15 protein-coding genes are annotated in these 13,221 nt (G+C 55.5%); 5 read left to right on the top strand and 10 right to left on the bottom strand.

Features of this window, described 5'->3' with window-relative positions; all coding sequences use genetic code 11:
* Positions 1-22: 22 nt before the first annotated feature.
* From FN806_RS03455 to FN806_RS03435, 5 genes are all read right to left on the bottom strand, one after another.
* Positions 23-421 (bottom strand): hypothetical protein, encoded by a 399-nt coding sequence (locus FN806_RS03455; protein ID WP_142634043.1) that lies wholly within the window; start codon positions 419-421, stop codon positions 23-25.
* Positions 422-515: 94 nt separating this feature from the next.
* A complete protein-coding gene (gene mmsB / locus FN806_RS03450; RefSeq protein ID WP_142634041.1) occupies positions 516-1,388 on the bottom strand; it encodes a 3-hydroxyisobutyrate dehydrogenase in 873 nt (290 codons plus the stop codon).
* 3 nt (positions 1,389-1,391) lie between these two features.
* Positions 1,392-2,432 carry an enoyl-CoA hydratase/isomerase family protein gene (locus tag FN806_RS03445; protein WP_142634039.1) on the bottom strand — a complete coding sequence of 347 codons (1,041 nt, stop codon included), beginning with the start codon at positions 2,430-2,432 and terminating at the stop codon, positions 1,392-1,394.
* A 7-nt stretch (positions 2,433-2,439) separates the two neighbouring features.
* Positions 2,440-3,582, bottom strand: a complete 1,143-nt coding sequence (locus FN806_RS03440; protein WP_142634037.1) for an acyl-CoA dehydrogenase family protein — start codon at positions 3,580-3,582, stop codon at positions 2,440-2,442.
* Positions 3,583-3,710: 128 nt separating this feature from the next.
* Complete coding sequence (locus tag FN806_RS03435; protein WP_142634035.1) at positions 3,711-4,826, bottom strand: carboxylate-amine ligase; 1,116 nt, start codon at positions 4,824-4,826, stop codon at positions 3,711-3,713.
* Between the two features lie 144 nt (positions 4,827-4,970).
* Between FN806_RS03435 and FN806_RS03430 the strand changes: the two genes are divergently transcribed.
* Together FN806_RS03430 and FN806_RS03425 are read left to right on the top strand one after the other, a co-directional pair.
* On the top strand, positions 4,971-5,816 hold the full coding sequence (locus FN806_RS03430) for a class I SAM-dependent methyltransferase (protein ID WP_142634033.1): 846 nt from the start codon (positions 4,971-4,973) through the stop codon (positions 5,814-5,816).
* Between the two features lie 77 nt (positions 5,817-5,893).
* Entirely contained in the window at positions 5,894-6,370 is a 477-nt protein-coding gene (locus FN806_RS03425; RefSeq protein ID WP_142634031.1) for a fasciclin domain-containing protein, read from the top strand.
* A 55-nt stretch (positions 6,371-6,425) separates the two neighbouring features.
* Here FN806_RS03425 and FN806_RS03420 read toward each other — a convergent pair whose 3' ends face one another.
* Both FN806_RS03420 and FN806_RS03415 read right to left on the bottom strand, forming a co-directional pair.
* Entirely contained in the window at positions 6,426-7,013 is a 588-nt protein-coding gene (locus FN806_RS03420) for a L,D-transpeptidase (protein WP_185956612.1), read from the bottom strand.
* Between the two features lie 202 nt (positions 7,014-7,215).
* On the bottom strand, positions 7,216-8,715 hold the full coding sequence (locus tag FN806_RS03415) for a CoA-acylating methylmalonate-semialdehyde dehydrogenase (RefSeq protein WP_142634027.1): 1,500 nt from the start codon (positions 8,713-8,715) through the stop codon (positions 7,216-7,218).
* A gap of 101 nt (positions 8,716-8,816) precedes the next feature.
* Here FN806_RS03415 and FN806_RS03410 point away from each other — a divergent pair, with 101 nt between their 5' ends.
* The 3 genes from FN806_RS03410 (at position 8,817) to coaD (ending at position 10,794) form a co-directional block, all read left to right on the top strand.
* Complete coding sequence (locus FN806_RS03410; RefSeq protein ID WP_142634025.1) at positions 8,817-9,719, top strand: LysR family transcriptional regulator; 903 nt, start codon at positions 8,817-8,819, stop codon at positions 9,717-9,719.
* A gap of 60 nt (positions 9,720-9,779) precedes the next feature.
* Positions 9,780-10,217 carry a CBS domain-containing protein gene (locus tag FN806_RS03405; protein WP_142634023.1) on the top strand — a complete coding sequence of 146 codons (438 nt, stop codon included), beginning with the start codon at positions 9,780-9,782 and terminating at the stop codon, positions 10,215-10,217.
* Positions 10,218-10,302: 85 nt separating this feature from the next.
* Complete coding sequence (gene coaD / locus FN806_RS03400) at positions 10,303-10,794, top strand: pantetheine-phosphate adenylyltransferase (protein ID WP_142634021.1); 492 nt, start codon at positions 10,303-10,305, stop codon at positions 10,792-10,794.
* Here coaD and gap (FN806_RS03395) read toward each other — a convergent pair.
* From gap (FN806_RS03395) to gap (FN806_RS03390), 3 genes are all read right to left on the bottom strand, one after another.
* A complete protein-coding gene (gene gap, locus FN806_RS03395; protein ID WP_142634019.1) occupies positions 10,786-11,790 on the bottom strand; it encodes a type I glyceraldehyde-3-phosphate dehydrogenase in 1,005 nt (334 codons plus the stop codon). The genes coaD and gap (FN806_RS03395) overlap by 9 nt on opposite strands.
* Positions 11,791-11,872: 82 nt before the next feature.
* Entirely contained in the window at positions 11,873-12,016 is a 144-nt protein-coding gene (locus FN806_RS20385; RefSeq protein ID WP_185956611.1) for a hypothetical protein, read from the bottom strand.
* Positions 12,017-12,087: 71 nt separating this feature from the next.
* On the bottom strand, positions 12,088-13,089 hold the full coding sequence (gene gap, locus FN806_RS03390; protein WP_142634017.1) for a type I glyceraldehyde-3-phosphate dehydrogenase: 1,002 nt from the start codon (positions 13,087-13,089) through the stop codon (positions 12,088-12,090).
* Positions 13,090-13,221: the final 132 nt, after the last annotated feature.

Genomic DNA, 13,221 nt, shown 5'->3' with positions numbered 1-13,221 from the left:
GCTTGAATTCAGGCCGCGATTGTCAGTTCAGGATGTCTGCAACCGCGCCGATCAGGTTCAGAACTTTGCGTGTATCCGGGTCGACACGATACACGTAGTCGCCTGCGCGGACATAGCTTCCCCTATTCAGGCCATACCGAAACGGATCATCAATCCAGCGATAGTCGCCATTGATAAACTCGCCATTTCTATACAGCTTTTTGGCCTGTCCCGGAGGGACACAGGGTACGTTTTTCTTGGCCAGACCCGGCGGGCAGTGGCCGGCGTTTCCAGTTACAACAATACCGCCCTGAGGCGCTATGCGGATGACCTTATCGTCATTCTTGTTCTTGCCGTTTCCCTTCCCGTTACCGGCCATGGCCGCCACCGGGGTCACGACCAGAGCAAGAACAGTAAGCGCTTTGACCAAATTATGCGTCATCGTAGCCCCAAGAATCGATGCTGAACCTCTCCATTAGATGGACATCGGCAGGAAAGGGGTCAACCCTATGGGCAGGAAGCCGCCCAAGGGCATCCTAGTTCCGACCCCGCTTTTCAAATCGCGGAAGCATGGCCGAGAAGTCCAGCCCCAGCCCATCTTCGCTTTCGACGAATTGCTGATACAGCTCGGTCGCCATCATCCCCATTGGGGTGTCGGCATCCGAGCTTTCCGCTGCCTGCTGACTGAGACGCAGGTCTTTCAACATCAGTTCGGCGGCAAAGCCGGGTTGATAACCATTGTCGGCCGGGCTTTGCGGGCCGATGCCTGGGGCAGGGCAGTATGCGTTCATCGTCCAGCTATAGCCCGAGGAGGTGCTGACAACGTCGAACATTTTCTGCCGGTCTAGCCCCAACTTGTCGGCCAGCGCGAAGGCCTCGCAGGTTGCAATCATGGTGACGCCCAAAATCATGTTGTTGCAGATCTTGGCCGCCTGACCCGCGCCCGCGTCTCCGCAATGCACTGCCTTTTGCCCCATGATGTCGAACAAGGGCCGGGCTTTTTCGAATGCCTCGGCGCTTCCACCTGCCATGAATGTCAGCGTCCCAGCCGAGGCGCCTCCGATACCGCCCGAGACGGGCGCGTCGACGGTCAAAACTCCCGCAGCCAAAGCCATATCGGCAACAGCTCGAGCGCTGTCGACATCCACTGTCGAACAATCGACCCAGACGGCCCCTTCATTCATCGCTGGAATGATCTCATTTGCGACGGATCGAAGTATCTGGCCATTCGGAAGCATGGTGATGACGATGTCTGCGTCTTTTGCAGCGTCGGCCCCTGACCCAGTCAAAGTAACACCGGAAACCGACACCTCGGCCATATCAAACCCAGCGACTTCATGCCCGGCATTGGCAAGATTGACTGCCATTGGATTGCCCATGTTTCCAAGGCCGATAAACCCGATTTTCATTCTTTAATCCTCCTCGAATGTCAGGGCGACGCTGCCCAGGGGCCGCAGCATTGCGGAAATATCCACGGCGGGAACAGGTTTGCCATGGTGACGCCAATTTGGAGAGCGATCCTTGTCTATGATCTGCGCGCGGATACCTTCCAGAAAATCTCCGTGTTCCATGGCGCGCGCCGTAAAGCGGTACTCCATCTCCAGGGCTTTTCGGATCGACAGATCCAGCGCCTTAAGCCGATGAATCATTTCAATGGTACAAGCCACGGATAGTGGAGAGTTGCGGCCCATCAACTTTTGCGCCGCGTCAGAGAACGGGGTTTCGGAGAAGCGCAACGCGTTGAGGATGTCGTTCAACCCCTCGCCATTGAAAAGCACGTCGATTTCCGCCTGAACCTTTTCAAGGTTACCTGTGGGTGGCGTCTGGGAATGCTCGACCAACAGGTCTGTGTTCCCGGAAGCTTCGAGCAGTTCGATCAGGCCGGGCCATTCTTCAATGGGGATAAAATGGTCGGCAAAGCCCGCATAAATGGCGTCCGCAGGGCCCATTCGGTGACCTGTTGTGCCCAAGTATTCTCCCAGTCGACCCGGAGCCAGCGCGAGCATCAGAGAGCCACCAACATCCGGCACCAAACCGATAGAGCACTCGGGCAGGGCAATCTGAGATGTTTCACCGACTATGCGGTGGCTTCCGTGGCACCCAATTCCGACGCCGCCACCCATAGTAAACCCTTGTAGGAAACTGACCACGGGCTTGGGGTATTCGAAAATCAGTGCATTCAGCCTGTATTCATCGCGCCAGAAAGTCTGCCCATAGGCAAAGTCGCCTTTGCACCCGGTATCATAAAGCTCTGCGATATCTCCCCCGGCGCAAAATGCTTTATCGCCAACGGCGTCCAGTATGATCAGGTCAACTGACTCGTCCTCGCGCCAGTTGCGCATGGCCGTATCTATCGCCATGCACATGTCATAACTCAGCGCGTTCAAAGCTTTGGGGCGTGTCAGAGTGATGCGTCCAGCGCGGCCGGTAGTGTGAATTTCAATATCTGACATCGGGGTCTCAGCGTTGGGCAAGCATCTGACGAGAAACAATGACGCGCATGATCTCGTTTGTGCCTTCCAGAATTTGATGAACGCGCAAGTCGCGGACAAGCTTTTCGATACCGTAATCGGCGAGATACCCATAACCGCCGTGCAGTTGCAGGCATTGGTCGACCACTTTTGATCCGGTTTCAGTCACGAATTTCTTGGCCATTGCACAGAACTTGGTGGCATCCGGTGCGCCAGTGTCCAGTTTCCAGGCTGCCTGACGCAAGAACGTCCGGGCCGCCTGCAATTCTATTTCCATATCCGCAAGCCTGAACTGCAGCGCTTGAAACTGATCAATCGACTTCCCGAATGCCTGACGCTCGGACATATACTGAAGCGTCATGTTCAGACCTGCTTGTGCCGCCCCCAAAGAACATGAGGCAATATTCAAGCGACCGCCATCCAGGCCCATCATCGCATATTTGAATCCGTCACCTTCTGTACCCACAAGATTGCCCGCCGGAACTTTGCAGTCGTCAAACTGAACCTGCGCCGTTGGTTGGCTTTTCCAGCCCATCTTTTGTTCAAGCGCGCCAAAGCTAAGACCTGGAGTGCCATCTTCGACATACAGAGTTGAAATCCCTTTGGGGCCATCCTGTCCGGTGCGCACCATACAGACATAAGCATCTGAGTATCCGCCGCCCGAGATGAAGGCTTTTGTTCCGTTCAGCGTATAACCTTCGTTCGTGCGTTCGGCGCGAGTTTTCAGCGCGGCGGCGTCCGAGCCTGATCCGGGTTCGGTCAGGCAGTAGCTGAGGACTGTGTTCAGGTTAAGAATATCCGGCATGATCCGCGATTTCAGCTCATCCGCGGCAAATGTGTCCAACATCTTGGCGCACATGTTGTGGATCGTCAGGAAGGCCGCGACTGAAGGGCAAGCCATCGAAAGGGCCTCGAACACCATCGTCGCATCCAGCCTACTAAGACCGGAACCGCCACTATCTTCGGACACATAGAGACCGCCAAAGCCAAGCTCCCCTACACGGGGCCAAAGGTCTTTGGGAATTGTGCCATCTGCCTCCCATTGCCGGGCGAAGGGTGCGATATGCTCCTGCCCGAACTCATAGGCCATATCGAAGATAGCAGTTTGCTCTTCGGTTGGTGCAAAATCCATTGGTTTCCTCCCACGTCGCCGGATGAATTGAACGAGTGTTTATTTCCTGATTCTTACAGAAATTTTGCACGCCCAGCAATTCCTGACAGGGATATTGCGAAAACGATTAGATCATACTTTGAGGCAGGTCATAAATCCTGATGGAATTCTTCGATCAGATGCTGAACCACAGCCCTGCCTGCATCCGCACCTTTGGCCGTCGCTTCGGCGTGAACACGTCGTTGCCGCGTGGCAGATGTGCCGTTTTGTGCGATTTGCTGTAGCCGGGCAAGTTCAGTCATGGTGCCCAGTGCTTCGGCATCTTCGGCCAGCATACCCATCAGTTCACCCATAAGTTCCGGCATGGGCTTGATGGATCGATCCCCGAAATCAATCATGCCTTCGCCGACACCGTAACGCTGCGCCCGCCACCGGTTTTCACCAATCAGGAACCTGTCATATTGCCGCCAACGCAAGTTGCGGTCTTTCAGACGGCACAACATTCGGACCAGCGCCTGTACCATTGCAGCCAGTGACAACGTGTGCTCCAACCTAGGCTGCACGTCCATTATGCGTGTTTCGAGCGTTGGAAAGCGATGAGACGGTCGCAAATCCCACCAGATTTTCGAGGTATCCTCGATCACGCCAAGTTCGACCAGAATGCCTGTCGTACGTTCATATTCCGACCAGCTGGCCAGAACCGGTGGTAATCCGGTGCGGGGCAGGTTGTCGAATACGGTCAGGCGATAGGAAGACAGGCCGGTATCCTCTCCGTTCCAATAGGGCGAGGATGTGGACAGCGCCAACAGATGCGGCAGGAAATAGGAAAGCTGCGGCATCAGGTCGGCCCGCAAGGACGGTTCTTCAACACCGACATGCACGTGCATCCCGCAGATCAGCATCCGTCGCGCGACACCGCCCAGGGCATGCTGCAAGGCGTCATAGCGCTCTCGGCGCGTGTGGTGCTGTTTCTTCCAGTCCGCAAAGGGGTGGCAGGACACAGCAATCGGAGCCAGATTGTATTCGGCGGACCGATCCGCCACACCCGCCCTCAGGCGCTTCAAATCTTCGCGGGCCGTGCGGATCGTTGCATGGGGGCGGGTGCCAACCTCGATCTGGCACTGCAGAAACTCGGGGCTGACCTGGCCCTGAAAATCGGCCTGGCAGGCTTCCATCAGTGCAGCGGGTGCTTGGGCAAGTTCAAGGCTGTCGCGGTCGACCAGAAGATACTCTTCCTCAATGCCCAGCGTGTATTCCTGCTGCATGGCGGCCCTCTTTCTAGCTTTATGCGAAACAGTGAATACGGAAATACGCTTTTTGCCAAGTGTTTACCGGCAGAGTCCTTGCGGTCTTTGGGCAAGCAGCGGTAAGGAACGGGTCAAAGTTCAGAAGAACCCCGGAGCCTTTGTGTGAAACCCAGGAAATTCCCCCGGCTAAACGCCGTTCTCGATCGGTTTGGTGTCAAGCTAATCGACAAGGTTACCGAACGGGACGAGCGCGCCCGGCTAGAGGCGTTCGAGCAGGCGGGCGGGTTGACCCGTCCGGCTTATGCGTTGTCCCCGGGAATGGCCGATTTCGACATCTCGCAGCTGGTGGCGGAATACGCTGAACATGCGGAGGCTCTGGCCGCGTTGAAGGATCCGTCCCGCAATCAAACCGGGTATAGGATCGGCAACGGGTATTATGACAGCCCAGATGCGGATGCGTTGTATCTTATGGTCCGTCGTTTCAAACCCAAGCGGGTGATTGAGGTTGGCTGCGGTAATTCAACGCGCGTGACACGGCAGGCTGTATTGGATGGCGGGCTGCAGACGCAAATCACCGCGATTGATCCTTATCCGCGCGCGGACATCGCGCATGTAGTCGATCAATTCGAACAGAAACGGTTGGAAGAGGTCGATCCAGCCCTCTTTGAACAGCTTGAAGCGGGTGACATCCTGTTCATCGATTCCAGCCATGTTGTCCGGATGAGCAATGATGTCGCGCATCTGTTCTGCCGCATCATACCGGCCTTAAAACCAGGCGTTGTGATCCATGTGCACGATGTTTTTCTACCCTACGAATACCCCAAGCGGTTCTTCTATGACTGCCCGGGATGGGGCGAGCAATATATGTTGCATGCATTGTTGCAATCTAGTGCATATTCAATGCTTTGGCCTGGATACTTCTTTCAACAGGATCGCCAGGATGCGGTCGAGGCGCTGCCGTTTTTGAAAGATGGGCGCGCGCAAAGTATTTGGGTTCAGGTCAAATAAATCTGACACCAAATTGATCCGGTGCAGCGAAACGCCCGTACCCCTTTCCATAACAACCTGGATAGGAGATCTCAAATATGTTTCGCCGTACTTTCCTGAGCGCCGCCGCCGCAATCGCACTTACCTTGCCGGTTCAAGCGAAGGCCGCCGATATCGTGGATACCGCCGTATCTGCCGGATCATTCACCACACTGGTCGCAGCGGTTCAAGCGGCGGGTCTGGTCGATACGCTGAAAGGGGACGGTCCGTTCACCGTTTTTGCCCCCACGGATGAGGCCTTTGCCGCACTGCCCGAAGGGACAGTGGAAACGCTGCTACTGCCCGAGAACAAAGACCAACTGGTCGCAATCCTGACTTACCATGTGGTTCCGGCCAAAGTCATGTCTGGGGACATCGCTGGCAAGCGCACCAAAGTTCTGACCGTGCAGGGTGATCGCCTGAGTGTGAATGGTAAAAACGGCGTCAAAGTGAATGGCGCCAAGGTTGTGCAGGCCGATATCGAGGCCAGCAATGGCGTGATCCACGTCGTCGATGCGGTGATCCTGCCGGAATAATTGGCAACCACCGTGATCAAGCAAAAACCCCGGCCGTTATGGCCGGGGCATTCTGTCAGACCAATCTGACCTTGGTGCCAACCTGAACCAGCGGATATAACTCTTCAACATGCTGATTATAAAGGCCAATACATCCAGAAGAACTTTGGCGTCCAATCTTGCGTGTATCGTGCGTGCCGTGCACCAGATATGCTGGCCAGCCCAGATACATCGCCCGCGTACCCAGCGGATTTCCGGACTCGCCACCTTCTATTCGGATGGGCAGGTTCGGGTCGCGCTCGCGCATTGAGGCGGTCGGGGTCCAGCTTGGGTTTTCGCGCTTGCGTACTACTTCGGTATAACCACGCCTTGTGAGTTCTTCGCTCATAGGGACTGAGCTGGGGTACAGTTTGTACGTCCCGTCAGCCCCCCAATAGTGTACAGCGCGGCTTGTGATATCTGCCAGCAGGCAGCCGACACCTAACTCATCGAAGTGATCCTGCCAATTCTGGTGCGAGAATGAAGAGACATTCCGCCGCACAGCTAGCTGTGTGCTGATCGCCTCTTCGTCAAGCGGGAAAGCATCGGCGCTGCTTTGTGCGCGCACCAGTGCAGGTGTCATCAACAGAGACGCTGCACCTAACAATGCAGAGCGACGGGTCATGCGGGGATCTGACAAATTGGCCTCCGGTTCAGGAACTGCTTGCGCGAAACTGCGTGTAACTTATGTTTTGCTGATCAGATTTCCTAGGGAGTGTTGAGTGAATTTATTGTGAAGCGAACATCACAAGCGAAACTTGGCCGTGTATTGAAAAAAGCCCGGCCAGTGGTGGCCGGGCTGTGTGGATCCGCCGCTTTCGTTTGGATCAGTCCATGGCTTTGAAGTTGAACTCGCCGCCTTCTTTGATGCCTGAAGGCCAACGCGCGGTGACCGTTTTTGTGCGTGTATAGAATTTGAAGCTATCCGCACCATGCTGGTTCAGGTCACCGAACATGGATTTCTTCCAACCGCCAAAGGTGTGATAGGCCAACGGAACCGGGATCGGAACGTTGATACCGACCATGCCAATATTGATCCGGCTGGCAAAATCACGCGCGGTGTCGCCGTCACGGGTAAAGATCGCGGTGCCGTTGCCGTATTCGTGGTCCATGGCCAGGCCAATCGCCTCTTCGTAGGACCCGGCGCGGACGGTCGACAGAACCGGGCCAAAGATCTCTTGCTTATAGATGTCCATTTCGGGCGTCACGTGGTCGAACAGATGCGGGCCGACGAAGAAACCGTCCTCATAGCCTTGCAGGCTAAAGTCACGATTATCGACAACCAGCTTGGCGCCCTGTTCCACGCCCGAGCTGATCAGTCCCAAAATGCGCTCTTTGGCAGCACCGGTCACGACCGGTCCCATGTCAACATCATCGCCGGCAGTGTAGGGGCCGACCTTCAGTTTCTCGATACGCGGAATAAGCTTTTCGATCAGCGCGTCGGCGGTATCCTCTCCGACTGGGACGGCAACCGATACGGCCATGCAGCGTTCGCCGGCCGCGCCGAAACCGGCGCCAACCAGGGCATCTGCTGCCTGGTCAAGATCGGCGTCGGGCATGACGATCATGTGGTTCTTGGCACCGCCGAAACACTGCGCGCGTTTGCCGTTGGCCGTGGCGCGCGAATAGATGTACTGCGCGATAGGGGTCGAGCCCACAAAGGAAACGCCCTGAATGATCTCGCTGTCCAACAGGGTGTCCACGGCCTCTTTGTCGCCATTGACCACCTGGAACACACCTTTGGGCAAACCTGCCTCAACGAAAAGTTCCGCCAGCATCAAAGGTACTGAAGGATCGCGCTCGGACGGTTTCAGAACAACAGCGTTGCCACAGGCCAGGGCAGGGCCCACATGCCACAGAGGCATCATGGCCGGGAAGTTGAACGGCATGATCGAGGCCACAACCCCTAAAGGCTGGCGCATAGAATACATGTCGATGCCTGGGCCCGCACTGTCGGTGAATTCGCCTTTCAACATCTGCGGAGCACCGATGCAGTATTCGATCACTTCCAGACCGCGCTGCAGATCGCCTTTCGCGTCAGGGATCGTCTTGCCGTGCTCGCGGCTGAGCGCTTCGGCCAGCTTGTCCATGTCGCGGTTCATCAGGTGAACCATCGCCATCATCACGCGCCCGCGTTTTTGCGGGTTCGTTGCACCCCAGGCCGGTTGTGCGGCTGCGGCGCTAGCAATGGCTGCTGTGGTCTCGGCAGCACTTGCCATCGGGCATTTGTACTGTACCTCGCCGGTAGCGGGGTTGAACACGTCATCATATCGGCCGGACGTGCCGGCGACATTCTCACCGTTGATGAAATGGGACAGTTCGTTCATTGCGAATTCCTCCGAAGGTCTGCGCGCAGAATAGGCTTGCATAAATGGCTTGAACAGAGGCAATGTCCCAAAGGTGTTTTGCAAAATTGCAAAGGTGAAGCGTGACACCTAATTGGGATGATATGAGGGTCTTTCTGGCTGTAGCCCGCGAAGAAAGCCTTTCGGCGGCGGGACGATTACTTCGGATTGACCCGGCTACGGTCGGACGCCGTGTTGCGCGGTTGGAAGCGTCTCTGGATGCGCCGCTGTTCACCAAATCGCAGCAGGGATATGTGCTGACCTCGGCTGGTGAGCGTTTGATGGACCACGGTCTAAAAGCCGAAGAGGCGATGCGAGCTGCAGCAGGCGCCATGGCAGAACCATCTGAGAGGTTGAGCGGGCAAATCCGGATCGGCGCACCGGACGGGTGTGCGAACTACTTGTTGCCGCAGGTGTGTGGCAAGATTTGTGACGCCAATCCCAATCTGGACATACAAATTCTGGCCTTGCCGCGCGTCATCAACCTTTCCCGCCGTGAAGCCGATATGGCCGTGACCGTTAGTGCACCAACCGCTGGAAAACTGCTTGTACAGAAAATTACCGATTACAAACTTCATCTTGTCGCAACGCAGGAATACCTTGCCGATCACCCTGCAGTTCATTCCATCAGAACGTTAGGGGGGCATCGTATGATCGGATACATACCTGATATGATATTCGACCGCGAACTGGACTATCTGGTCGATCTGGGTGTTGACCGTGTCGCGCTGGCCTCGAATTCGGTCTCTGTCCAACTGCGGCAGGTTTCCCAGGGATCAGGGATCTGCATTGCGCATGATTTCACACTGCCATTTCACCCGAAGTTGAAGAAAATATTAGTTGATCAAGTGAGTTTGACACGCAGTTTTCATCTGGTTCGACATCAAGGTGACCAACGAAACGAGCGGTTGAATCGGTTCGCGCAGGCCCTGTCCCAAGGGATTCGCGATGAAGTTGAGCGGCTTGAGGCTGAAGCTTCACCTTGACAGGCTATTTCATTCCGGCAACGCTTTGGAAAACACGAAGTTATTTCGGAGGTTACGTCAATGCTTGTTCAGGCCATTCTGAAATCCAAAGCCACCGGAGGCGTGGTGACAGTTGCTCCTTCGCGCACAGTTTCAGAGGTTGCAGGAATCCTTGCAGAAAAGCGCATCGGAACGGTGGTTGTATCAGAAGACGGCGGCAAGACCGCATCGGGCATCTTATCAGAGCGTGACATTGTGCGCGAACTGGCCGCAAGCGGCAGCGGATGCCTATCAAAACCCGTAAGCGCGTATATGACCCGCGAGCTGGTGACAGCGACGCAACAGGATACTGTCCAGGATATAATGTCGCGGATGACCGAAGGGCGCTTTCGCCATATGCCGGTTGTTGAGGACGGTAACCTCGTTGGCATTGTTACCCTAGGCGACGTTGTCAAAGCACAGCTTTCCGAACTGGCAATGGAAAAAGACGCATTGGAAGGCATGATCATGGGCCATTAAGCCCATAGAAACGCGACGCAACTACTTGCACCCATAGCCAAGTTATGTTTGCTTGCGCAGAAATTTCGTTGCGCAGGAGGCGGCAATGAGGGTTGGATTGTATCCCGGAACATTTGATCCGATCACCCTGGGTCATATTGATATCATCCGTCGCGCGGCCGCTCTGGTTGACAAGCTCGTGATTGGGGTGGCGATCAATCGGGAAAAGGGGCCGTTATTTTCGTTGGAAGAACGGGTCGAGATGATCGAAGCCGAATGTTCCTTTCTTTCCGAACAGACCGGAACTGAAATTGTCGCCCATCCTTTTGAAAACCTGCTTATCAACTGTGCCCGCGACGTAGGTGCTCAGGTCATTGTCAGAGGCCTGCGTGCTGTTGCGGATTTCGAGTATGAGTTCCAGATGGTCGGTATGAACCGCGCTTTGGACGACTCGATCGAGACGGTGTTCCTTATGGCTGAGGCCCGCCATCAGGCGATTGCCTCGAAACTGGTGAAAGAGATCGCGCGATTGAACGGGGACGTGTCGAATTTCGTCACGCCCCGCGTAAATGACGCGCTGCGTGCGCGCTTAGGATAGCGCGCCCATCGCGGCCGCCGTGTCCAGCATCCGGTTAGAAAAGCCCCATTCATTGTCGTACCAGGCCAGCACCCGGACCAACGTGCCGTCTGTCACCTTGGTTTCAGCCAAAGAGACGGTCGAACTGTGTGCGTCGTGATTGAAGTCGATCGACACTAGTGGGCGGCTTTCCGCAGCCAGGACACCGCGAATATTGGCCGCGGCATCAATGAACAACTGGTTGACCTCTTCTTCGGTTGTTGGGCGCGACACCTCGGCCACCAGATCCACAACCGAGACGTTCGGAGTGGGTACACGGATTGCCTGTCCAGTCAATTTACCTGCCAACTGGGGCAATACGAGACCTACGGCTGAGGCTGCCCCCGTAGTGGTGGGAATCATCGACAATGCAGCCGCGCGTGACAGATACGGGTCTTTTCCGGCGGTATCGTGAACTGGTTGGCTGGCTGTATAGGCATGAACGGTTGTCATGTTTCCGTGGACAATGCCCAAACCCTCGTCCAGCGCCGCAGCAACGGGTGACAAACAGTTGGTCGTGCAGGATGCGTTCGAAACGATCGTATCCTCGACGGTCAGTTCATGGTCATTTACCCCGAAGACGATGGTTTTGACCGCACCATCCCCGCGGGCAGGAGCAGAAATCAGAACTTTTTTGGCGCCGTTGTCAAAATGGCGCGCCGCGGCTTCGCGCGTGCGGAACACGCCTGTGCATTCGAGAACAACGTCAATATCGGACCAATCGAGTTTCTCAGGCTCACGTTCGCTGGTTAGGCGGATGGGGCCTGCACCGACATCCAAACCGGCGTCGGTCAGGGAAACGGGCTTTGTATAACGTCCATGCACACTGTCGAATTCAAAGAGATGCGCGTTAATTTCGGGCTTGGCCAAATCGTTTATGGCCACGATCTGAACGTCGGTCCGCCCAGATTCCATCAAGGCCCGCAAAACACCGCGCCCGATCCGTCCAAATCCATTGATTGCCAACTTGAGTGTCATGGTCTGCTCCGTCTGGGTGTCTGTTATTGCAAAGTTAGCGCTAACAAAGCTAGATCAAGGAAAAAGTCAAGAAAAACCTCTGTCAGCGCCAGAAGGCGAGCCAGTCCAGGAAGGTGTAAAGTTTCTTTCCCAGGAAGATCAGGTTCTCAGAGCCGAACATTGCGTAATCGACTAGCAGACAGCCAAGTATTAGAATGCCAAGCCAGATAGCAATTTGATTGGTCATGTTGGCCCCGAATGAAAACACCCGCCCAGATAAACTGAGCGGGTGTAAAGGTACAACATTTCTACGGCGTTTTAGTTAAGCCGTCCCATGGCAACGGCGACGTCTGCCATACGGACCGAGAAGGCCCATTCGTTGTCATACCAAGCCAGAACACGAACCATGCGGTTGTTAACGACCCGTGTCTGGTCTGGTGCGAAAATCGAGCTTTCTTCGGTATGATTGAAATCGGTCGAGACCAGCGGCGCAGGCTCATAGCCCACGACGCGCTGCATTGATCCCCGTGATGCTTCACGAACGATGGCATTAACATCTTCGACAGTCACGTCACGCGCCGCATGGAAAGTCAGGTCGACAGCAGAAACGTTTGGTGTTGGTACACGGATAGCCGAGCCGTCCAAACGACCCTTCAGGTTCGGCAGAACTTCGCCCAGAGCTTTGGCTGCACCTGTTGAAGTTGGGATCATGGACATTGCCGCAGCGCGCGCGCGATACAGGTCACTATGACGGCGATCCAGTGTCGGCTGGTCGCCGGTATAGGCATGGATCGTAGTCATGATACCGTGTTCGATCCCGATACCTTCGTCCAGCACCTTGGCAAGCGGAGCAAGGCAGTTCGTAGTGCAAGAGCCATTCGAAACCATTCTATCTTCAGTAACCAGGCTGTTGTGGTTCACGCCATAGACAATGGTTTTATCGACATTCTTGCCTGGCGCAGACAAAAGAACCTTCTGAGCACCGCGTTCCAGATGCGTTTTGGCTTTCAGGCCATCGTTGAATTTTCCGGTGCATTCCAAAACGACGTCACAACCTTCCCAATCAAGCTCGTTCATATCGTAAGTCGAGAACACCTCCATTGGGCCGCGGCCCAAATCCATGGTGTTGCCTTCGATCGAAACATCGCGGGGAAAGCGGCCGTGGATGCTGTCGTATTTCAGCAGGTGGGCGGTAGTCTCCAATGGGCCGGTTGCGTTGACCTTGATCACTTCGATGTCGTTGCGGGCCGATGCCGCAATATGCGACAGGGTGCAGCGGCCGATACGGCCAAATCCATTGATGCCGACCTTGATGGTCATCTGACGTCTCCAAAAATGCGCTTGCTCTGCGGGGCATATAGCGGCACAGACGCTTTCTCAAAAGGGCAAAAGTGACATATTCTTAACGTGTTAGCGCAAACCTTCGCCGGTTGCGCTAACGCTTGCGCTAGC

Origin of the sequence: Ruegeria faecimaris (assembly GCF_900182615.1) — a bacterium.
GTDB lineage: Bacteria > Pseudomonadota > Alphaproteobacteria > Rhodobacterales > Rhodobacteraceae > Ruegeria > Ruegeria faecimaris.
The sequence above is the reverse complement of the archived record's forward strand: the minus strand, read 5'-3'. Positions and strand labels throughout refer to the sequence as shown.